Source organism: Syntrophomonas wolfei subsp. methylbutyratica (assembly GCF_001570625.1).
GTDB lineage: Bacteria > Bacillota > Syntrophomonadia > Syntrophomonadales > Syntrophomonadaceae > Syntrophomonas > Syntrophomonas methylbutyratica.
This window is the reverse complement of sequence record NZ_BBQT01000009.1, coordinates 44,664-66,731: the sequence shown is the minus strand read 5'-3', so window position 1 is coordinate 66,731 and position 22,068 is coordinate 44,664. Positions and strand designations below refer to the sequence as shown.

Annotated in this window: 19 protein-coding genes; 17 read left to right on the top strand and 2 right to left on the bottom strand. The window is 45.3% G+C overall.

The window, feature by feature from the left end:
- Positions 1-118: 118 nt before the first annotated feature.
- The 16 genes from AWB54_RS08375 (at position 119) to AWB54_RS08305 (ending at position 17,579) form a co-directional block, all read left to right on the top strand.
- Positions 119-1,270 (top strand): DUF3798 domain-containing protein, encoded by a 1,152-nt coding sequence (locus tag AWB54_RS08375; RefSeq protein ID WP_061214163.1) that lies wholly within the window; start codon positions 119-121, stop codon positions 1,268-1,270.
- Between the two features lie 97 nt (positions 1,271-1,367).
- Positions 1,368-2,954 (top strand): sugar ABC transporter ATP-binding protein, encoded by a 1,587-nt coding sequence (locus AWB54_RS08370; RefSeq protein ID WP_061214162.1) that lies wholly within the window; start codon positions 1,368-1,370, stop codon positions 2,952-2,954.
- Complete coding sequence (locus AWB54_RS08365; RefSeq protein WP_061214161.1) at positions 2,941-3,972, top strand: ABC transporter permease subunit; 1,032 nt, start codon at positions 2,941-2,943, stop codon at positions 3,970-3,972. Before AWB54_RS08370 ends, AWB54_RS08365 begins: the two co-directional genes overlap by 14 nt.
- Positions 3,969-5,030 carry an ABC transporter permease subunit gene (locus tag AWB54_RS08360; protein WP_235811132.1) on the top strand — a complete coding sequence of 354 codons (1,062 nt, stop codon included), beginning with the start codon at positions 3,969-3,971 and terminating at the stop codon, positions 5,028-5,030. Before AWB54_RS08365 ends, AWB54_RS08360 begins: the two co-directional genes overlap by 4 nt.
- Positions 5,031-5,330: 300 nt before the next feature.
- Positions 5,331-5,690 carry a BlaI/MecI/CopY family transcriptional regulator gene (locus AWB54_RS08355; RefSeq protein ID WP_061214160.1) on the top strand — a complete coding sequence of 120 codons (360 nt, stop codon included), beginning with the start codon at positions 5,331-5,333 and terminating at the stop codon, positions 5,688-5,690.
- Between the two features lie 10 nt (positions 5,691-5,700).
- Positions 5,701-7,248, top strand: a complete 1,548-nt coding sequence (locus AWB54_RS08350; protein WP_061214159.1) for a M56 family metallopeptidase — start codon at positions 5,701-5,703, stop codon at positions 7,246-7,248.
- Complete coding sequence (locus AWB54_RS15925) at positions 7,236-7,391, top strand: hypothetical protein (protein ID WP_160328932.1); 156 nt, start codon at positions 7,236-7,238, stop codon at positions 7,389-7,391. The genes AWB54_RS08350 and AWB54_RS15925 overlap by 13 nt, the downstream gene beginning before the upstream one ends.
- Positions 7,392-7,502: 111 nt before the next feature.
- A complete protein-coding gene (locus AWB54_RS08345) occupies positions 7,503-7,709 on the top strand; it encodes a type II toxin-antitoxin system HicB family antitoxin (RefSeq protein ID WP_061214158.1) in 207 nt (68 codons plus the stop codon).
- Positions 7,709-7,963 (top strand): type II toxin-antitoxin system HicA family toxin, encoded by a 255-nt coding sequence (locus AWB54_RS08340; protein WP_061214157.1) that lies wholly within the window; start codon positions 7,709-7,711, stop codon positions 7,961-7,963. Before AWB54_RS08345 ends, AWB54_RS08340 begins: the two co-directional genes overlap by 1 nt.
- Before the next feature lie 538 nt (positions 7,964-8,501).
- Entirely contained in the window at positions 8,502-9,353 is an 852-nt protein-coding gene (locus tag AWB54_RS08335; RefSeq protein WP_061214156.1) for a 3-hydroxyacyl-CoA dehydrogenase family protein, read from the top strand.
- A 24-nt stretch (positions 9,354-9,377) separates the two neighbouring features.
- The gene (locus tag AWB54_RS08330; RefSeq protein WP_061214155.1) at positions 9,378-10,157 is read left to right on the top strand and encodes an enoyl-CoA hydratase/isomerase family protein; all 780 of its coding nucleotides are present in this window, start codon (positions 9,378-9,380) and stop codon (positions 10,155-10,157) included.
- A 27-nt stretch (positions 10,158-10,184) separates the two neighbouring features.
- The gene (locus AWB54_RS08325) at positions 10,185-11,390 is read left to right on the top strand and encodes a thiolase family protein (RefSeq protein WP_061214154.1); all 1,206 of its coding nucleotides are present in this window, start codon (positions 10,185-10,187) and stop codon (positions 11,388-11,390) included.
- Positions 11,391-11,584: 194 nt separating this feature from the next.
- Positions 11,585-12,724, top strand: a complete 1,140-nt coding sequence (locus tag AWB54_RS08320) for an acyl-CoA dehydrogenase family protein (RefSeq protein WP_061214153.1) — start codon at positions 11,585-11,587, stop codon at positions 12,722-12,724.
- 318 nt (positions 12,725-13,042) lie between these two features.
- The gene (locus tag AWB54_RS08315) at positions 13,043-14,389 is read left to right on the top strand and encodes an acetyl-CoA hydrolase/transferase family protein (protein ID WP_082736100.1); all 1,347 of its coding nucleotides are present in this window, start codon (positions 13,043-13,045) and stop codon (positions 14,387-14,389) included.
- A 154-nt stretch (positions 14,390-14,543) separates the two neighbouring features.
- Positions 14,544-15,884, top strand: coding sequence for an acetyl-CoA hydrolase/transferase C-terminal domain-containing protein (locus tag AWB54_RS08310; protein WP_061214151.1), 1,341 nt, complete (start codon positions 14,544-14,546; stop codon positions 15,882-15,884).
- Positions 15,885-16,217: 333 nt separating this feature from the next.
- Positions 16,218-17,579 (top strand): sigma-54 interaction domain-containing protein, encoded by a 1,362-nt coding sequence (locus AWB54_RS08305; RefSeq protein WP_061214150.1) that lies wholly within the window; start codon positions 16,218-16,220, stop codon positions 17,577-17,579.
- 80 nt (positions 17,580-17,659) lie between these two features.
- Here AWB54_RS08305 and AWB54_RS15920 read toward each other — a convergent pair whose 3' ends face one another.
- Positions 17,660-17,803 (bottom strand): hypothetical protein, encoded by a 144-nt coding sequence (locus AWB54_RS15920; RefSeq protein ID WP_160328931.1) that lies wholly within the window; start codon positions 17,801-17,803, stop codon positions 17,660-17,662.
- A 97-nt stretch (positions 17,804-17,900) separates the two neighbouring features.
- Positions 17,901-18,866 carry an MBL fold metallo-hydrolase gene (locus AWB54_RS08300; protein WP_061214149.1) on the bottom strand — a complete coding sequence of 322 codons (966 nt, stop codon included), beginning with the start codon at positions 18,864-18,866 and terminating at the stop codon, positions 17,901-17,903.
- A 277-nt stretch (positions 18,867-19,143) separates the two neighbouring features.
- On the opposite strand from AWB54_RS08300, the gene AWB54_RS08295 reads away from it, so the two are divergent.
- Positions 19,144-21,819 (top strand): aminotransferase class III-fold pyridoxal phosphate-dependent enzyme, encoded by a 2,676-nt coding sequence (locus tag AWB54_RS08295; RefSeq protein WP_061214148.1) that lies wholly within the window; start codon positions 19,144-19,146, stop codon positions 21,817-21,819.
- The last annotated feature ends 249 nt before the right edge of the window (positions 21,820-22,068 follow it).

The window sequence follows — 22,068 nt, the reverse complement described above, 5'->3', positions numbered from 1 at the left end:
CGACCCTGGCAATTAACAAGGAATAAGGGCGTTTTAATTAGCTGATGATGGTATTTAGTCGATCGTTGTTTGGTTAAAGGTCAGGAAATCGAATATTTAACATGGGGAGGAAAGAGAATTGAAAAAAATCACTTCACTGCTGCTAGTTGTTTTATTGATGACAACCCTGATAACTGGGTGTACAAAGCAAACAACTACAACTAATAAAGAAGTTAAAAAGCTTGCTGATTACAAAATTGGAGTAGTTACGCCAACATTGTCAACCAGCGAAGATGAGTTTAGAGCAGCCGAACAAATGGCCAAAAAGTACCCAGACATGGTTAAGCATATTACTTTACCGGAAAATTTCTCTACTGAGATTGAGACAGGCTTAAGTCAAATTACCTCTCTGGCTGATGAGCCGAAAATGAAAGCCATCATTGTAATATCCGGACAAGCCGGTTTATTGCCAGCTCTGCAAAAGGTGGAAGAAAAAAGACCGGATATTATCACTATGACTGCTCCTATATGGGATGATCCCGCCTTGATGTCAAAATATGTAGACGTTAACCTGGATACGGATTGGGTAAGAAGAGGCGTCACTATTGCCCAAAAGGCTCATGAGATAGGTGACAAAACTATGATTCATTATTCATTCCCTACCCATCTGGCTAAAGAAGTAATCTCCCAAAGAAAAGATGCCATGGAGAAGACTTGCAAAGAATTAGGCATGCAGTGGGTCGAAGTTGCTACTCCCGATCCCCAAACCGGCAACGGCACCGGACCGATGCTTCAATTCCTGAGGGAAGATATTCCCCGGCAAATAGCTAAATATGGGCCGGACACCAATATATTTGGCAGTAATTGTCCTATGTATGATGTAATAATTGATGAAGCATTTAAACTGAAGTACACGGTAGTTGAGCAATGCTGCCCGACACCCCTGCAGGCCTACCCAACCGTATTGGGCTTGCAGATTTCGGAAGCCGATGCCTGGAATTTTTCCAAAGTCAATAGTATGATCTCGGAAAAAGCTGCTGCGGCCGGAATGACAGGCAGATTAGGCGGATGGCGAGTGCCGGCCACGGTATTCATGCCCCAGTTTGCAGTTGAGCTGGCCAAGAAAATGATAGAAGATCCCAGCTTTAATTACAAAGATGTCAATAACCTGAACCAGTTTGCCAAGGAAGTTATGGGCAGTGAAGTCAGCTTCAGCAAGTTCAAAGCTAAAGCCGATAGCCCTGAGCTTGACAATTACTTTGTTATGATTATGAAAACTATACTATACTAACTGCTAATACCATCGTTCAGGCTGTCTTATTATATACAGAGACAGCCTGACTTCTTTTTTATTTTAGTAAACTTTTATTAAAGCATCGGAGTAATCAATGGAAAACATTTTAGAAATAGTCAATCTAAATAAAAGCTATAATGGTATTCCTGCTTTGAGCAATATTAATTTATCTGTAAAAGCCGGGGAAATACACGGTATTGTAGGGGCTAACGGGTCAGGCAAGACTACCTTGATGAATATTTTGTTTGGGAACCCTATTATACGCGAAACCGGCGGATATCAAGGACAAATATCTTTTAGGGGAAATAAAGTAAACTTCAAAAATTGTGCAGAGGCAATTCGCCAGGGGATTGGCATGGTTCACCAGGAATTTGCCTTAATTCCCGATATGACGGTAGGGGAAAATATCAAGCTGGGCCGAGAAAATACACACTCTCTTACTGACCGGTTGTTTGGCAGGAAATATTCTTTTATTGACCGGAAACAAGATTATGAAAATGCCGGGCAGACTTTAAGAAGACTGGGAATAAGTGTAGATGTAGGCATTAAAATCATAAATCTATCCGTAAACATCAGACAGTTTATTGAGATAGCCCGGGAAATTGATCGCACCGACTTAAAACTCTTGATATTGGATGAGCCGACTGCGGTTCTTAATAAAAACGATGGTTTAAAGCTGATCGAAATTCTAAAGGATATGTCTGACCATAAAATCGGAATAATATTCATTTCACACCGATTGGAAGAAGTACAGTATGTATGTGATAAAGTAAGTGTTTTGCGGGATGGCAAACTGGTTTCCCAGTATGCAAAAGGCAATATCTATGTAAATAATTTAGCACAGGACATGATCGGACATACGATAAATAAAGCAGCAGCAGAAAAAAGAGAGATGGAAAATAAGCCGGTTATAACCTTTAAAGATTTTTCCGTAAAAATGCCGGGCGAAGAAGTAAAGAATCTTAATTTAAGTGTCTATAAAGGTGAAATACTGGGTTTGACCAGCTTGTCAGGACATGGCAAATTGGCTCTGGGTTATGGCATGATGGACATGTATCCTGTAGATGGAGAAGTATATTTTGAAGATAAAAAATTAGTGAAGATGAACGCCAGGACAAATATCATCAAAGGCATGTATGTATTGCCGGATGATAGACAAGGATTGGGTATTTTGGCTGATCAATCTCTGGAAAGCAATATAATCTTTACGGGCAATCAGATCAAAAATATGTTTATCAGGGATTCTGCCTTTAACTTTTTAGGTTTTATTGATCACCGCAAAACCAACCTTCATGTTTATAAAATGATGCTGGATCTTGATATAAAATGCACTTCCATTAAACAAAAAGTAAAAGAATTGAGCGGCGGCAACCAGCAAAAAGTCTGTATTGCCAGGGCATTGACTGTAGATCCGAAGCTGTTGTTTGTAGCAGAGCCAACACGAGGCATTGACATCTCGGCCAAGGAAAAAATATTGAATATGTTGATAGAGATCAATCGCAGCAGAAATACAACCATAATTATTGCCTCCAGTGAATTAGATGAATTGAAACGGGTATGTGATCGAATTGCGGTCATGGTTGAAGGAAAAATATTTAAAATATTATCCCCTGATTCCTCTGATGTAGATTTTGGATTAGTGTTGTCCGGGGAAGAAGGGGTAGACTGTGAAAAATTATAGATTAAAACCGCCCCAAATCATTATTTCTGCTTTTTTAATACTGTTAATTGGTCTTTCGTATATTTTGCATATGGATTTAGTTGTTCTGATGAACGAATCCATGGTCAAGCTTGTCATGAATGGTGTGCTGGTGCTTTCACTTATACCCATGCTTAATGTGGGAGCCGGGATGAATTTCGGTCTTCCGGTAGGCATTATTGGCGGTCTGGTAGGTATGTGCCTGGCAGTTAATTTTAGAATGACCGGATTTTACGGATTTTTTATGGCGATATTGTTTACTCTGATGATTTGTACACTGCTGGGTTGGATATACGGCTTGATTTTAAACAGAGTAAAAGGCAGGGAAGAAATAGCAGGTATCTTTATCGGATTCTCTTTTATTCCGCTTATGAACTATTTTTGGACACTGGCCCCCTTCCAAAACCGCGAAATGCTTTATCCCATAGGCGGACAAGGCCTAAGACCAAAAATCAGTCTGGAAAATTATTTTAACCACATTTTAGATAACTATGGCTTGATAAGCATTGGTAATATTGAAATACCGGTAGGTTTAATCGTTATTTTTGCAATTATTTGTTTGTTTTTATATTTGTATTTTCGGACTAAAATCGGCCGGGCAACTATTGCTGTGGGCGAAAACGAGGCGTTTGCAAAACTGTCCGGGATAAATATATCCCAAACCCGTCTGATTGCCATTATTATTTCCACAATTATTGCCGGTTTTGGGATTTGTATATATGCTCAAAGCTACGGCTTCATTCAACTTTACGATGAACCCCTGTCAATGGCTTTCCCTGCTGTTTCCGCAATACTGATAGGTGGCAGCACCGGCAAAAAAACTTTTATATTCGAAGCGATTTTAGGTACCTATTTGCTGCAGTCCATGTATTTACTGAGCGTTCCTATTGCCAATGAAATACTGGTGCCGGAGCTGACGGAAATTTTAAGAACTTTCATTACCTATGGCATTATTCTATATGCATTACTGGTAAGAGAAAGGCGGGGGATCTACAGTTGAGGATAAAAGAGGAAGCAAGCAGACTGTTAGATAGTGAGTATATGGTCCCGGCAATATTCATAATCCTTTCCTATTTTGCATGGCAATTTTCCGGGCTAACCGGTAGTTTTGTATTTAATCAGGTGGTAACCAGGTTTATCAGAGACGGCATATTGGTATTATCACTTATTATTCCGGTAGTGGCTGGTATGGGCCTTAACTTTGCCATTACTGTTGGTGCCATGGCCATTCAAACTGCATTATTAATAGTGATCGCTTATCAGGTAGAGGGTATAAAAGGGATATTGCTGGCAATTATTATCGGAGTATTATTATCGCTTGTATTGGGATATGTTATAGGTCGTATTTTAAATAGGGTAAAAGGAAAAGAAATGATCACTACGATTATTATAGGGTTTTTGTTTAACAGCATTTATCAATTAATTTTTTTGGTGGGCTTCGGGACATTTATTCCGGTAGCAAACAAAGAGATAATACTTACGCGGGGAATAGGGGTAAGAAATACAGTTGATTTGGGAATGTATCGCAATACCATTGACAAATTAGGACTGTTTAAAATTGGCGAACTGGAAATACCACTATTTATGATAATTATTGTGCTTTTGTTCGCTGCAATTATATTTTATATTTTACACACCCGTTTTGGGCAGGAAGTCAAAGCGGTAGGCTCCAATATGCAAACCAGTGAGATTCTGGGAATTAATACTGATATGATTAGAATAAAAGTAATGATCCTATCAACCATTCTGGCTGCATTCGGGCAACTGGCCTACCTACAGAATATTGGGATGTTTGATGTCTATACCGCTCATATGAATGCGGATATTATTTCCTGCGCAGCGCTTCTGGCCGGTGGAGCGAGTATCAAGAAGGCCAGAATCAGACATGCACTAATGGGGATTTTTTTATTTCACACTCTTTTTATTGTTTCGCCCCAGGCAGGACAGAATCTATTTAACAATGCTGCACTGGGCGAATACTTTCGGAGTTTTGTAGCTTATGGAACCATTGCTTTGGCTTTAATCATAAATATTAAGAATGAAAACAAATTTAGTTAAGCCATATCAGGAAGAATTGCCGGAAGCTGACGCATCTGCGGCAAGAGCCCGGTGTCTCTGGAAAAGCACGACTTTGCATGGTCGTATCCGATTGAGGCGAGTCCTAACCAAACCTATGGCCAGGCTATAGCAGAATTATTGAACAAATCAGAAGGATAATCTCAGTGAGTATGCCTTCTTGCTGAGTCAAGACTTTTTGCATATTTTCAGAAAAACTACTCTAGTAGTATTGACTATTCCGTACGACTACAGTAGTATGGATATATCGTGAAAAATACTAAAGCGCTGGGGGGTTCATTTATGGAAATAAAACTGTTCGATTCTGAATTAAAAATTATGGATGTCCTTTGGCGGGAAGGAGATACGACAGCCAAGAAAATTTCCGATATTCTTAACAAACAGGTTGGTTGGAATGTGAATACGACTTATACCCTTATTAAAAGGTGTATTGCCAAAGGCGCAATTAAGCGCAGCGAGCCTAATTTTATGTGTCATGCTTTGATCGCCAAGGAGGAGGTACAGGAACAGGAAACAACTGAACTGATCAACAAGGTGTTTGACGGTTCCGCCGACTTGCTTTTTGCTTCTCTTCTGAGCAGAAAAAACCTGTCCCCGGAGGAGATAGAGAGGCTGAAGCAAATCGTCAACAATTTGAAGTGAGGTGGCCTGAATGGATATATTTCAGATGAGTTTTTCCGCAGCGTTTCTGATTATTGCAGTGATTATTATCCGCGCGTTTGCCCTTCACCGGCTGCCTAAAAAGACGTTTCTGGTCCTATGGGGCGTTGTAATCTGTCGTCTGCTGATCCCATTTTCTATTCCGTCCCGTCTAAGCTTTTATACCGGCGTTGACATGCTGAGACGGGCGATTACTGCGGAAACGGCGTATATCCCTGCGCCTGCTGTTTTAACTGGCACGCCTGCTATGGAAATAGTTGATATGGGGAAACTTGCTGCTACTGGTGCTTCAACTATATCCATATCCATGTCGCCCCTGATCTCAATTTGGATAGCGGGCATTTGTATCTGCACTATATTTTTCTTGCTTAGCTATATCAAATGCCGCCGAGAATTTCAAACCGCCCTGCCGGTGGAGAACGATTTTATCAACCGCTGGCAGCAACGACATCCCTTGCGGCGGACTGTTCAAATCAGGCAAAGCGACAGAATAAAAGCTCCCCTAACTTATGGGGTACGGCATCCGGTGGTTCTATTACCCAAAGCAATGGATTGGACGGATGAAACGATACTGCAATATATACTGACCCACGAGTATGTACATATCAGACGTTTTGACGCGCTGGCAAAACTGCTGATTACATCCGCCGTATGCATCCATTGGTTTAATCCCCTGGTATGGGTAATGTATATGCTGGCAAACCGGGATATCGAACTCGCTTGTGACGAGTCCGTGGTGCGGGCGTTTGGGGATACTGCTAAATCAACTTATGCACTGGCGCTTATTGGACTTGAAGAAAAGAAAAGCCGATTGATCCCGTTGTGCAATAATTTCAGCAAAATTGCCATTGAAGAAAGGATAACTTCGATTATGAAAATCAAAAAGTATTCTTTACCGGTAATCATTGTTGCTGTTTTGCTTATAGCCGGCGTTACTGTCGGGTTTGCATGCTCAAAAGCAACGGTCGGCCAAAATTCTTATCTGCCAGAAAAATCTGAGGAATTGAACCCGGCATCTCCATCACCGGCGTCTGAAAAAACTCCGGTAAATGATGGCGAAACAATTGCTGAACCTGCTTCAAACAATGATGGTCATAGTTCTTCTTCTGAAATTAGAAAAGTTTATTATTCGGATGGGCAGCATAAAACAGAAATAGATGGTGTGCCGGTCCATCCGGTTCATTGTGTGGTTATCGGAAAATATTATTACAAACGAATTGATCGGGAAACCGGCAAAGATCAAGTGAGTTTCGATGATGGCTCAACCTGGTTGTGGACACGCAATAACCCGAAATCCAAGAAAATTGAAGTTAGCGCCGATGGAGTTACTTGGGAAGACCTTATTGCAACTATACAAGAGCCAAAATACTCGGAATTTTGCAATCATAAGTATTTTTACATGCGCAGCGATCCTGACACCGGTCAAGAACTGGCCAGTTTCGATGACGGAGTTACCTGGCTGTTCTATCGCGAGAATGTGGTAACTGGCAGGGCAGAAATCAGTAGCGATGGGGTGAAATGGCGGGAGTGGATAAGATAATGGACGATGATTTGAAAAAATTTATTCAGTTTTTCCGCCAGGCGGGTGCGGCGGTCAATATCCAGTTTTTGAAATATCGCCCTCAAAGGGGCATGCACCGTGCTTTCCGTTGTCACCCGGTTAAGGGCAAACAGAGCAAATAGGGGTAAACGGGGAGACATTGATTTTGTTTGAGGTTGCCTATTTATCGTATATTACTGGGCTGATTATAATATGCTATAATAATGCAAAAGTAAAGTGGGGTGTCAAACAAGATGAATATTAAAGTTACTGTGGTTGTTCAAAAAGAAGATTCATGGTATGTAGCCAAATGTTTGGAAAATAATGTTGCTTCACAAGGTAAGACAATTGACGAATCACTGCAAAATTTACGTGAGGCCCTGGAACTTTATTATGAAGATGAACAACCAGATATTGATTCACGCCAAACCTTTATTACAACTTTGGAGGTTGCCATCTAATGGGTTCAAAATATCCCCTGCTTCCTCCAAATGATATTATCAAGGTATTGACCGGCCTTGGCTTTCAAAAGGTTTCGCAAAAAGGAAGTCATGCAAAATATGTTAAACAAGGCAATCCGATTCGAACAACCATTATACCCATGCATCGGGAAGTTGCACGGGGAACATTAAAAAGCATATTGGAACAAGCAGATTTAACACTGGATGTTTTTCTTGAAAAATTGTACAGGAACAATTCCACACAATCCCGCTAAATTTGTTACCAGTCATTCTCGCTTCCTCTCCTTTGTTTTTTACTTAGTTTGCAATCAGGATAAATTCACTGCAACTTAACTCACCCCTTAATCACCCCAACAAAGCCACCTCCATCAATTCATTAACCGTTTTCATGTCTTAACGCTTCCGGTTTCCCGATACCCGTGTTTCCATTGCGTTCCGACTTCCCTATTGTCAGACTTTTTATTACGTAGAATAGCACATTAGGTTTTGGCCAAAGGGCCAAAACCCTTCCCCGAGGCATATTTTAGCATCATAAAGCCCCAACAGGAGGGTGAGTATTTGGCCGAAATTCCAAACGCTTACCCTCCTATTTTAATTTATACTACCTCGTAAACCCCCTGTTATTGCCGGTTTGTGTCGTTTATAAGATTATTGGCATGGTATTTGCTTATATAATTTGACAAGCAATAATCAAAGCGAATTTTCCAAAATATGCCAATAATAATAAAGGAGAGGAGGCGAAGAAAGCTCTAAGAAGCTCAATCGAATGCAATAAAGTAAGGGGGTAAAGTTATGGAAATTAAGAAAATTGGTGTCCTGGGAGCAGGTACCATGGGAGCTGGAATAGCTCAGGTCGCTGCTGAAGCGGGTTTTCCGGTAATTTTGGTGGATATTGAAACCGCGATAATTGAAAAGGCTTTGAAAGCTGTCAAGAAGGCCTGGAAAAAGGCGATGGAAAAAGGCAAATTGGACGAAAGCGAAATGCAAAAAAGAGAGGGATATCTGTCCACTGGCAATAGTATGGCTGATTTTAAAGATTGTGATGTGGTAATCGAGGCGATAGTAGAAAAGATCGAGGTTAAGAAGGCGGTATTCAAAGAACTGGATGAGATTTGTCCGAAAAACACTATCCTGGCTTCCAACACCTCGGCTCTTAGTATTACGGAAATAGCCGCTGCTACCGGCAGGCCGGATCGGGTTGTTGGCATGCATTTTTTCAACCCGGTTCCGGTTATGAAACTGGTGGAGGTAATACCCGGAGCTGAGAGCAGTGAAGCGGTATCGTCTGCCATAGTGGAGCTATGCAAGAAATTAAAGAAAGAGCCGGTTCTGGCGCGGGAGTTTCCCGGCTTCATAGTCAACCGTATCCTGGTTCCCTATATTAATGAGGCGGCCATGGCTTTCCAGGATGGAGTAGCTTCGGCGGAGGAAATAGACAAAGCCATGAAACTTGGGGCCAATATGCCCATGGGGCCGTTGGCTTTGTGTGACCTGGTGGGAATCGATGTTTTGCTTATGGTTTGCGAGTATTTCTGGCAGGAATTCGGTGATTCCAAGTACCGGCCTTCCCTGGCTCTAAAACAGAAGGTACGGGCCGGGCATCTGGGAGTAAAGAGCGGAAAAGGCTTTTACGACTATAAATAAAACGGAAAAAAGGGGAGAAACATTATGGAGCTCAAAACTCTGCTGTTTCAGAAAGAAGCGGGGGTAGGAATTATAACCTTGAACCGCCCGGAAACCATGAATGGAATCAATGATCAGATGATGCTGGAACTATCTGTCTTAATGGATGAGATTGCGGTTGATGACGAAGTGAGGGCTCTGATAGTTACCGGGGGAGAGAAGGTTTTTGCTGCCGGCGGAGACATTGCTTATATTTCAGGGCTTAACACCCTGCAGGCCGAGTCTTTTGTGGCCCTGGTTCACCAGGCTTTTGACAAAATAGCCAATTGTGACAAGCCGGTTGTAGCTGCTATTGCTGGCTTGGCCCTGGGAGGGGGTTGTGAACTGGCTCTGGCATGTGACATCCGCCTGGCGGCTGAAGGGAGCCGTTTCGGTTTGCCGGAGATCAACCTGGGCATAATGCCCGGAGCCGGAGCCAGCCAGAGGTTGACACGGATAGTTGGCATGGGCTGGGCCCGTCACTTATTGTTTACCGGCAGCCCCATTGATAGCGATACCGCTTTTAAGATTGGTCTGGTGACCATGGTGCTACCCCGGGAAAAGCTGATGGAAGAAGCACAGAAAATGGCTCGTACTTTTGCTTCTCGCTCGCCTGTAGCCCTGCGGACAGCCAAGAAGTGTTTGAATTATGCCGAAAATGTAGACCTGCCTTCCGGTCTCGTGTTTGAGCAAAAGCTATGGTCGTTTCTATTTTCTACTGAAGACCAGAAGGAAGGGATGAATGCCTTCCTGCAAAAGCGCAAGCCGGAATTTAAAGGCAAATAGAATAAGAATATAAGGAGGAGTTATCTAATGGAACTAAACGAAGTTGTAATGGTTAGCGCCTGCCGTACGGCCATAGGCAGGTTTATGGGCAGCCTTAAAGATGTATCCTCCCGGGAGCTTTCCCTTACCGTAGGCCGGGAAGCTATTGCTCGGGCAGGCATAACGGCTGATATAATTGATGAAATATGCGTAGGGCAAGTATTTCCCCATGGCTGCGGATCTTTGCCCGCTAGGCAGGTATCCATCAGGTTGGGGCTTCCCGCTCGGAGCGGTGCGGTAAATGTTAACCAGAACTGCACTTCAGCCATGCGGGCTTTGGAAATAGCTTGCCATAACATTATGCTGGGTAAAACCGAAATAGCGCTGGTAGTAGGTGCGGAAAGCATGACCAACTGTCCCTATCTGGTACCCAAAGGAAGAATGGGTTACCGTTTAGGACCGGGCAGTCTGGAGGATGTTATGCTTTATGATGGTCTTATAGATGAACAGGTACCCGGGCATATGGGACTTACTGCGGAAAATGTGGCCGAGAAATACGGGATTACCCGGGAAGAATGCGACCAACTGGCTTTACTGAGCCATCAACGAGCTACTCGGGCGGTAAAGGATGGTACATTCAAACGGGAGATAGTCCCAGTGGAAATCAAAAGCAGAAAAGGCAGCAAGTTCTATGAAACTGATGAACACATGATACCTGACGCCAGTATCGAAACCATGGCCAAATTGCCTCCGGCTTTTAAAAAAGGCGGGGTGGTAACCGCGGCCAATGCCTCGGGAATCAATGACGGTGCCGCTGCAGCCATAGTAATGTCCCGGGCTAAAGCCAAGGAACTGGGGCTTAAACCTTTGATGAAGCTGGTAAACATTTGCGGTGAAGGAGTTGAACCTCCGGTGATGGGCCTGGGGCCGGCGGTAGCCATTCCCAAGTGTTTAAAACAGGCCGGGATTAGATTTGAGGATGTAGATTACTGGGAGATTAACGAAGCTTTTGCCGCTCAGTTCCTGGGAGTGGGCCGGATGCTGAAAGAAGAATCAGGAATGGAACTGGATATGAATAAGTGCAATCTCAATGGTTCCGGTATTGCTCTGGGTCATCCTGTGGGATGCACTGGACTGCGAATTATTGTATCTATGTATTATGAACTGGAAAAACAGGGTAAGACCCTGGGCGGGGCTTCGCTATGCGTCGGCGGCGGCATGGCTATGGCTTCGTTGTGGAGCAGAGATGTTTAAGCCAGACGGGAACAGAATGTAAAAACAGCTTCTATAGTGAAGCAGTGAAAATTATATTATAACGAGGTTAAATATGTCCCCTGCTAAGCGGTCGGGTTCTAATCCCCCACCTCGTTGCAAGCGCTGTGTTGAAACTGCTCCGCAGTTTCTTCCGATGCTTAAAAAACCTATATAAATTGGGAGGAGGAGAAAGAATGGATTTTCGTTTGAGTGAAGAACAAGAAATGATTCGGAAGATGGCGCGGGATTTTGCCGATAATGAAATATTGCCTTATTGCCAGGAATGGGATGAACATCATACTTTCCCCTGGGATACAGTCAAAAAACTGCAAGAATTGGGGCTTATGACTTGCGGAGTACCGGCTGAATATGGTGGACCGGGGATAGACCACCTGGGACAGTGCATCATATCTGAAGAAATCTGCCGCGGCGATGCTGGGCTGGGAACCACCCTGGCTGCCAGTACCTTGCTGGGCCCCGACCCGGTTTATGTGGCTGCCAGCGATGAACAAAAAAAGTGGTTTTATGGCCGCATGATGGAAGGAGCCTTAACCGCATTCTGCCTGACCGAACCAGGTGCCGGTTCTGATGCCGGGGGGATTTCCACCCGCTGTGTCAAAGATGGCGACTATTATATCCTCAATGGCACCAAGCAGTTTATCAGCAACGGTGGGGTGGCCAATCTATATACCGTTTTTGCCACTCTGGACAAGAAAATGGGTTACAAGGGAATGTGTGCCTTCATGGTGGATAGGGACAGCCCGGGAATCAGCACCAGTCCGCCGGAAAACAAACTGGGAATCAGGAGTTCCAATACCACCCAGGTTATTTTCGAAGATGTGCGGGTACCGGCCCAAAACCTTCTGGGCAAAGAAGGGGACGGCTTTAAAATTGCAATGAAGACCCTGGATATTTCCCGTGCGGTGGTGGGGGCCATGGCTACCGGTGTTGCCCAGGGGGCCTTTGAGTGTGCGGTTAAGTATGCCCAGGAACGCCAGCAGTTTGGCAAACCCATAGCCAGTTTTCAAGGTATTCAGTTTATTATCGCGGAAATGGCCGTACTTTGTGAAACCGCCCGCTTGCTCTACCAGAAAGCAGCCAGCAACCAGGATTCAGGACTTCCCTACACCAAAATGGCTTCCTTGGCCAAGTACTGGGGAGGCGAGGCCGCTATGAAAGTCAGTACCGATGCGGTTCAGGTTTATGGTGGCTATGGCTATACTAAAGATTACCTGGCGGAAAAATATTTTCGCGACGCCAAGATATTCCAAATATTTGAAGGAACGGCTCAGATTCAGAAGATAGTAATTGCCGGTGATGTATTTAGGAATTAGTAGCAAGCCTTTAGGATAGAAGAATCCAGCAAAGACTGGTAAAGTAATATTGGCTTCCCGGGAGGGAAAGTAATCCCCTTATAATATATTCTTTCTTTAAGCAACGGGAGTGTTCCGGAAGTGGAGTGAAAAAGAGAATATTTAGCGTATCACTTTAGTACCTGGATATACTCCCGTTTCTTTCCTTTTTAAACCAATCACCATTCCTTATAGGAATGAAGTTTATCCAATTAAAATGCAAGGTAGTTTGCGTTGTGGGTAAAAAAGCCTACCAATCGCTAACTTCACTTAAGCATAGAAAAAAGGAGGAGTGTGCAGATGTTCGAAAGCGAATACAAAGCCAAGTTCCGTACCCCGGAAGAGGCCGTAAAGGTAGTTAAATCAGGTGATTGGGTGGACTACATGTACTTTAACGGCTATCCCAAAGCCCTGGATAGAGCCCTGGCCAAGAGAAAGGATGAGCTCTATGATGTTCATATCAGAAGCGGGATTTCCCTCCCGCCTTTTCCCGAGGTTCCGCAAAGCGATCCTACTATGAAGCATTTTCAGTGGGATAGCTGGCATTACAGCGCCTTTGACGCCAAACTGGCCGACCAGGGTATCTGCAGTTTTTCCCCGCTGTTATATCATGAAGTACCAGGCTACTACCGGCGTCGTGAAGTGGAAATGGATGTAGCTATGATGAGGGTATGTCCTATGGACAAGTACGGGTATTTCAATTTTGGCATAAATGCTTCGCATTGTGAAGCTGTTCTGGAAAACGCTAAAATCGCTATCGTAGAAGAAAACGAAAACATGCCTTATGTCTATGGCGGGAATGGCAACCAGATTCATATATCCGAAATTGATTTTGTGGTCAGAGGGGAAAACGAGCTGATGGCTAACCCGGTACCTCTGGAGCCGACCGAAGCAGAAATGAAGATTGCCGAGTACATTTTGGAGGATATTCATGATGGTTGTTGCATCCAGTTGGGAATAGGGGGCCTGCCCAACTACCTGGGCAAAAAGATTGCCGAAGCCGGATTAAGAGATCTGGGGGTTCATACCGAGATGATGGCTGATGCCTATTATGAGATGTGGAAAAATGGGTGCATCAGTGGTGCCAAAAAGGAACTTGACCGTAAAAAAATGGTATGCTCTTTCGCCCTGGGATCGCAAGAGCTTTACGAGTTCATGGATCATAATCCTATGATTGCGACCTATTCGGTGGACTATACCAATAATCCCTATGTTATCGCGCAACTATCCAATGTAATTTCCATCAATGGCTGCCTGGAGATTGACTTCTACGGGCAAGTAGCTTCGGAAATGCAGGGGCCAAGGCAGATAACGGGAACCGGGGGCCAGTGGGATTTCGTTCTGGGGGCCTATCACTCTCCCGGCGGCAAGAGCTTTCTCTGCACCTCGTCCACCTACAAAGATAAGAGTGGCCAACTACAATCCAAAATCAAGCCCTTTTTGACCCCGGGTGCGGCTTGCACTGTTTCCCGGCAAATGACTCATTATGTAGTAACCGAATACGGCAAGGCCTTGCTTAAATGCCAGTCTATCTGGAAACGAACTGAAAGGCTCATAGAAATCGCCCATCCCCAGTTCTGGGATGAGTTGATTAAAGAAGCGGAAAAACTCGGTTTTTGGAAAAGAAGCAATAAGATTGAGCCATAAGTTTGGAGGAAAGCTGTTCCAAAAATCCGGTGCTATAGGATGTGGGTGCATGCGACAAAATGACCGTCCCCATGATAATGCATGTCATTGTCTTACTCTAATGAAATAATCCGGAGAAAATCACTCCAATGCATCAGGAGGTGATTAATTATATATGAATTATGCAAATGAATACCGCAAGAAATTAGTATCGGCCGATGAGGCTGTAAAAGTGGTTAATTCCGGAGACTGGATTGATTATGGTTCCATGTGCGGCCAGGTGGTGATGCTGGATGAAGCCCTGGCCGGGAGGAAAGAGGAACTTAAGGATGTAAAGATTTGGACCTTGCTTACTTTAAGGCGTCCCCGGGTAGTGGATGTGGATCCGGAAGAAGAGTCGTTTGTCTGGCATTCCTGGCATCTTTCCGCTATGGATCGCAAAATTGCCGGCGAGAGAGCGGTATATTATTCCCCCATAAGGTATTCGGAGCTGCCGCGTTATGTCCGCGAGCACATTGAGCCTCTGGCAGTAGCTATGTTGCAGGTAGCTCCCATGGATAAACATGGATATTTCAATTTTGGACCGCAGAATTCCCACAGCAGGGCGGTCTGTGAGCGGGCCAGAATAGTTATCGTGGAGGTAAATAACCGGCTTCCCCGTTGTTTGGGGGGATATGAAGAATCTATTCACATTTCGGAAGTTGATTATATTGTTGAAGGTAATAACCCGCCTCTTCCCCAGTTGCCGGATGCGGCTTCTTCCGAAGTAGATAAAAAAGCCGCAGAGTTTATTATCGAGGAAATGAAAGACGAGTGCTGTGTCCAATTAGGTATCGGAGGTATGCCCAATGCCGTAGGTAAAATGATTGCGGAGTCCGACCTGAAGGACCTGGGTTGTCACACGGAAATGCTGGTTGATGCCTATGTGCATATGTACGAGGCAGGACGTTTGACCGGACGGAAGAAAAACATTGATCCGGGGAAAATGGTTTATGGCTTTGCCGTGGGCAGCCAGCGGCTTTATGATTTTATTGACAATAATCCTCTTTGTGCCAGCTATCCGGTAAACTATACCAACCGGCCATCGATAGCTGCCTTAAATGACAATCTGATCACCATTAACAACGCTATTGAAATAGACCTCTATGGGCAGGTTTGCGCTGAATCGGTGGGTACCCGCATTATTAGCGGCACCGGTGGGCAACTGGATTTTGTACTGGCGGCCTACGAATCCCGGGGAGGCAAATCCTTCATTTGCCTGCCTTCCTGTAGTGAGCGGGAAGGAAAGCTGGAGTCCAAAATTGTCCCCATCCTTAAGCCGGGAGCTATTGTAACCGATCCTCGTTCAGTAGCCCATTATATTGTTACTGAGTATGGGAAATTTGCCATGAAAGGAATGTCGGTATGGCAAAGGGCGGAAGGTTTGATAAACCTGGCTCATCCCCAGCTCAGGGATGAGTTGATTCAGGCAGCCCAGGCCCAGGGCATTTGGCGCCGCAGCAACAAGATATCATAATGGATCTTGATGATCCTAATATTCTAATCAAGAGAGGAAAGCATAACAGCATAATTCTAGCAAGCAAATTTTATTATAGTAGCCCTGAACAGAAATACAGAAATGATGGAAGCGGGAAGTGTTTTCACTTCCCATTTCTGCCTGGCTTTTTTATGCGGCAAAGCAATTACTTATGACGCAATTCTTAGCGTAGGGCAGTTTCGGGGTCATTCTCAGCATCGACCAAGACTGATATACTGAAATATACAGGATTGGAATAAGAGTTCAATATATGTTCAGGTTAAGGATAAAGCTAAAACCTTGCTGCTGTTTCGGGAGAGAGGAGGATGAAAGGTGAATATAGGCAGTGTTTTAGAGGGCTTGTTCACTCAGAACCAATTTATGGCCGCCATAATCGTTGATAGCAATGGGAAAGTTCTTTCGGTGAGCGAAACCTATTTGCAGGTTTTGAATCTTACCAAGGAAGAAGTAGTAGGAAAGCCCATAAAGGAAGTTACTCCCCATACCCGGGTTTTTACCATTTTAGCGACAGGAAAGGCTATGGTGGGATATAACTGGAAGGTTAACGGGCATAACATGATCGCATCCACCATACCAATTATCAAGGATGGGGAAACGGTTGGGGCCTTCGCCTACAGTGTCTTTCCCGACATATGGGATGCGAAAAATTTGGTGGAGAATCTTCTTTCCGAGTTGAATATGTACCGGGATGAAGTGGACAGCCTTTATACCGCCAAATATACTTTTGATGATATTGTTAGCAAAGATAAAGGCATGGAAATGCTCAAGTCATTTGCCCGGCAGATTGCCAATCATCCTTTTACAACTGTATTGATTACGGGTGAAAGCGGCACGGGCAAGGATCTCTTTGCCAATGCCATCCATAATGCCAGCCCCAGATCACGCTTTCCCTTCCTGCGCATCAATTGCGCCGCAATTCCGGAAAATTTGCTGGAAGCTGAGCTTTTTGGCTATGAAGAAGGTGCCTATACCGGAGCCAAAAAGGGAGGCAAACCAGGGAAGTTTGAGTTGGCCCATGGGGGTACCATCTTTCTTGACGAAATAGGGGAAATGTCGCTTTCCATGCAGAGCAAGCTGCTGATAGTACTGCAGGAACAAGAAATTGAGCGATTGGGAGGCAGCTTCCCCATCGAGATAAATGTCCGGGTGATTGCTGCTACCAACCGGAGTCTGGAACAGCTGATTCAGGAAAAGAAATTCCGCGAGGATTTGTATTACCGCCTTAATGTAGTAAGGCTGGAAGTGCCCCCTTTACGCCAGCGCAAGCAAGATATTCCTGTTCTAATCCGCCATTTTATCGACAAGTTGAACCCCCGGTTGCGGACCATGATTGCAAATATTTCACCCAAATCATTGAAATTATTGGAGCAATACCACTGGCCTGGGAATGTCCGGGAAATGGAGAACATGTTGGAGAGGGCGATAATTATGGCTGATATGGAAAACGGCCGTTCTCTGGATTGCCGGCATTTCAAGTTCTTGCAAAACCGGTGCAGCAGCGAAGCTCCTTTAGAATTACAAAGCTTGAAAGCAGCCAGCCAGAAGTTTGAGGAGGAATTGATAGCCCGAGCCTTGGAAATAAGCAACTTTAACCTGGCCAAAGCAGCCGAGCAACTAGAAATTGACCTTTCTACCCTCTACAAAAAAATAAAAAAATATGGCATCGAAACATGACTCCACTTTATTTTGGCAATAAAACCGGGCTGGCACATGGCCAGCCCGGTTTTAAGATTATGTTTTCTCGGCTTGCTTGGTTAAAAGATTGAGCCGCCGAATAGATATCCGAGATAAAATATCCCCACAATGGCTACAATGTGCCAGACCCACCATCCGGTTTTAAGGAATTCGAAACTTCCCAGCTCATATTTTTCCCGGCTTTCCACTTCATTTTCAGCCAATTTTGATCCTCCTTTACAAGTATTTGGAGTTGGAGCAGCCTGTTAACAACTCAATTTATGGCTTTATTATTTCCTGCCGGGCAGAAAAATATGTAATTCAAATAGAAAACAGAAGTACCTCTCCCTTATTTACTTGAACCTGTTTTAAGTGCAGCAGGTGTTCCAGGTGAGCGACGGCCTCTCCGGTAGCAAACCACCTTTGGAACATGGGGAAATCTTCCCAGGATTCATAGTCAAGATCCCAGCTCATGAAGCTGGCTACCTGGTAGGCGCTCATAGCTCCTTTCTTAAGTATATCCCTTACCTCCTGAAGCCTTGCTTCATGGTGTTTCCTGAGCTCGGCTATCCTTTGACGGTAATGGTAAATCAGGCTTCTATGGCCGGGGAGGATGAGGGTGATATCCATCTTCTCTACTTTTTCCAGGCTATCCAGGTAACTGCCCAATGCATCCTCCATCTCTGGCCAAGCAGTAATATTGGGGGAGATGTCCCCCAGGATATGATCACCGGAAATAAAGAATTTATTCTCCGGCTCGTAGAGGCAAACATGGCCGGGGGTGTGGCCGGGAGTCATAATGCAGCGCAAGCGGTAAGGACCTATTTCCAGCATCTGCCCTTCCCGGATATAAGTAATATCCATCTCGCTGCCGGAGATATATCCTTTTATCCGGCTTCCCTGGTTTTTAGATTTATTTCGAGGAAAACCATTCATTTCAAAGAAAGCATCGATTTCCTGCCAGTACTCCCTGGTGGTGGTTTTTCGCAGTATTTGGGCATCGGTTTCACTGGCGTAAACCTTGGAATCTCCAGTAAGTAAGTCACAGACCAGGCCGGAATGATCCCCGTGGACATGGGTGATAAAAAAATCCACCTGGGATAGAGTAACCCCCAGGCTATTCAGACCGGTCAGCAAGGCCTTTTTGCATTCCGGCCAGTCAAAGCCGGTATCGATCAGCAGGTGCCTGTCTTGGCCTTTAATCAGATAGGCATTTAAGGCTCGCAGAGGGTTGCGCGGCAGGGGAACTTGCAAACAGAAAATACCAGGAAGTACCTCTTCTATCATATGTAACTCCTCCTCTTTCATTCAAGCAAGCCTGTCTTCATTCCGGCACTCAACTTTGCCGATAATTGTTAAGCAGGCTTTTTTCTCTACTACTAGCATAAGCTAAATATTGGCAGGGATAAAGGGTAAAATAAATAGCATAGATTTGCTTCCATATCTGTCCTGGTCGTATCCTGACGTAAAAAAACAAGCGTTGGAATTTGACAGGGCTTATTAAATCTATACAATATATGTAATTGCTTATATTGCACAAAAGCGTGCACAAGGAGTGAAGTGGATGAACCAGCGAAAAGACCTGCTTAATCCTACTCTGTATAAGATTTTTCAAAGCTTTCAACTGGATAAAAACTATCTATCGGGAGATGGCAGCTATCTAGTAGATGAGAAGGGGATACGTTACCTGGATTTTATCGCCCAGTTCGGGGCTATACCTTTCGGCTATAATCCGGATTTTATCTGGGCTAAGCTGGAGGAAGTGAGAAAAAAGGCTCTGCCCAGCCTGGTGCAGCCTTCTTTGCCGGGAGAAGCCTTGAAACTTGCTAACACCCTGGCTGCTGTATCGCCGGGAAAGCTGGCTTATTGTACTTTCTGCCAGAGTGGAACCGAGGCGGTGGAAGCTGCCATTAAATTGGCCCGCTCTACTACGGGTCGGGAGATAATACTATCGACATATAACAGTTTTCACGGTAAGAGCCTGGGCTCGCTGTCGGCTACGGGCAAGGTTTCTTACCAGAGCCCTTTTCGGGCTCCGGCTCCGGGTTTTATATATATCCCCTATGATGATGCAGCAGCTTTGCAAGCGGTGCTGGATGAGCAGAGTGACCGAATAGCGGCTTTTATAGTAGAGCCGGTACAGGGAGAAGGAGGGATTATTGTTCCCCGGCCAGGATACCTCAAGGCAGCTGAACAGCTATGCCGGCAGTACGGGGTACTCTTCATTGTTGACGAAATTCAGACTGGATTAGGCCGCAGCGGAGCCTTGTTTGCCTGTGAGCATGAAAAGGTCGAGCCGGATATTATGCTGCTGGCTAAAGCTCTGGGTGGAGGGATATTCCCTCTGGGGGTCTGTCTCAGCTCCGAGGAAGTTTGGAATGATGACTTTGGTTTCTTGCACAGTTCCACTTTTGCCAACAATAATGTAAGCTGTGCCATAGGATTGGCGGTATTGGATAAACTTCTGGAGGATGACCGCCGGCTTATCAAAGAAGTGGCCGCCAAGGGGGATTATCTCCTGGAAAAACTACAGGAACTGGCGGCTAAATACCCCGAGGTAATAAAAGAGGTGAGGGGTAAAGGCTTGATGCTGGCTCTGGAGTTTCAGGAGCTGGATGATTGTGGCTCCTATGATATGGCCTTTATGGTCGACCAGGGAGCTTTCACCATTATTTTAGCCGGCTTTTTGCTGAATGTTTTTAAGATTCGCCTGGCTCCCTATTTAAATAATTCCATGACTTTGCGTTTAGAGCCCAGTCTTAATATTGGCCGGGAGGAAATGGATTATGTTCTGGCCGCGCTGGATAAGCTCTGCCAGATATTGAAATACCGTGATTATGCACTGCTCTATGGCTATCTTTTGGGAGACTATTCTCCGCCGGCAAGGATTACGGATTATAGAGCTGTCAGCCGAACGGTAAAGGCTTCTCCTCTAAGTCCGGAGGAAAAGATCAGCCATAAATTTGCCTTCATTATTCACTACCCGGCTCCGGAGGATGTTATTGCCAATAATCCTTCTTTTAAGGTATTCGAACGCCCGGATTTATACCGCTTTTTGGAGTGGCAGAGTTCTTTCCGGGGAGCTGGAATATGTTGCCATATGCCGGCCTTGCGCTCACGTACCGGAGCTGTGGTGGAGGGCTGGTTGATTGGGGTGCCTTTTGGCGCCCGGGAAATGATGAATCTTCCCCGGGAAGAAACCCTGGGGGTTATAATGAAAGCGGTAGAGCTGGGAAGGGAACTGGGGGCAGAAATAGTCGGCCTGGGGGCTCTGTCTTCCGTGGTAAGCCGTGGGGGAAGAGCGGTGACCGGACAAGGCGCAGCTATTACCAGCGGCAACAGTTTTACTACCCTTATGGCTATGGAGGCTCTTCTGGCCGGTGCCCGTAAAATGAGGATCAACTTTTCCAGTGCTCGGGGGGCGGTACTGGGGGCTACCGGTTCCATCGGGCGGGCCTGTGCTCTTCTTTTGTCCCAGGATATCACTAATATAGCTTTGCTGGGGAATCCCCGGCATCCGCGCAGCAGCAGGAACCGCCTCAATTCCCTAACGCTTGAAATGCTGGCTCTGGCCTACCAGCGAAGATGCCAGGGAATTCTAAGCGGGCTGGGTGAGTGGTTGGATAGCCTTATTAACATCTGTAGAAAGAAAGATGAGCTTAGAAGCCTGGAATTGGAAAAAGCTTTGCGCCGGGCTGATGGCAGCAGCCTGGAATTAATTAAAGGGGTTTGTAGGGATTTGGCGGTGGAATTTCCCCTGGAGATCAGCATGGATATTGATGCCAGCTTGCCCCAATGCGATATGATAGTAGCAGCCAGCAACTCCCCCGAATTCGTTGTATATCCCCGGCACCTGCAGCCGGGTGCGGTAATCTGTGACGTAGCCCGGCCAGCGGATGTGGCTCCGGAAGTTCGGGAGCGGGATGATGTTTTAGTTCTTGAAGGAGGCCTGGTCAGCTACCCGGAACCGGTAGCCTTTGGCCCCAACCTGGGTTATCGTGACGGGGTTAACCTGGGCTGCCTGTCCGAGACGATACTCCTGGCCCTGGAAGGTGATTGCCGGGATTTTAGCATTGGCAGCAGGCTTTCTCTGGATACTATCGAATACTTGCGCCGTCTGGGGGAAAAGCACGGCTTTGCCCTGGCTGGCTTGATGACGGGGAACCGGGAAATCGGTGATAAGGAAATAGAGGAAATATACCGGAAATCATTAAGCTTCAAGCAGGCAAATAATCTTTAAGTCTGAGAAAAAGCTTGGCCGGAAAAAAGGAATTTGCCAGGAGCAGAGGGAAACAATATAACGAGGTGAAATATGCCCCCCGCTTCTTTAATAGTGAGCGAAGCGAACATCAGTGGTGCCCGCAGGGTGCTAAGCGGTCGCCTATTAACAAAACAGGCGGCGGGTTCTAATCACCCGCCTCGTTGCAGCGGTGTGTTGAAACTACTCCGCAGTTTCTTCCGATGCTTAAATTAATTGCAATGAAGGACT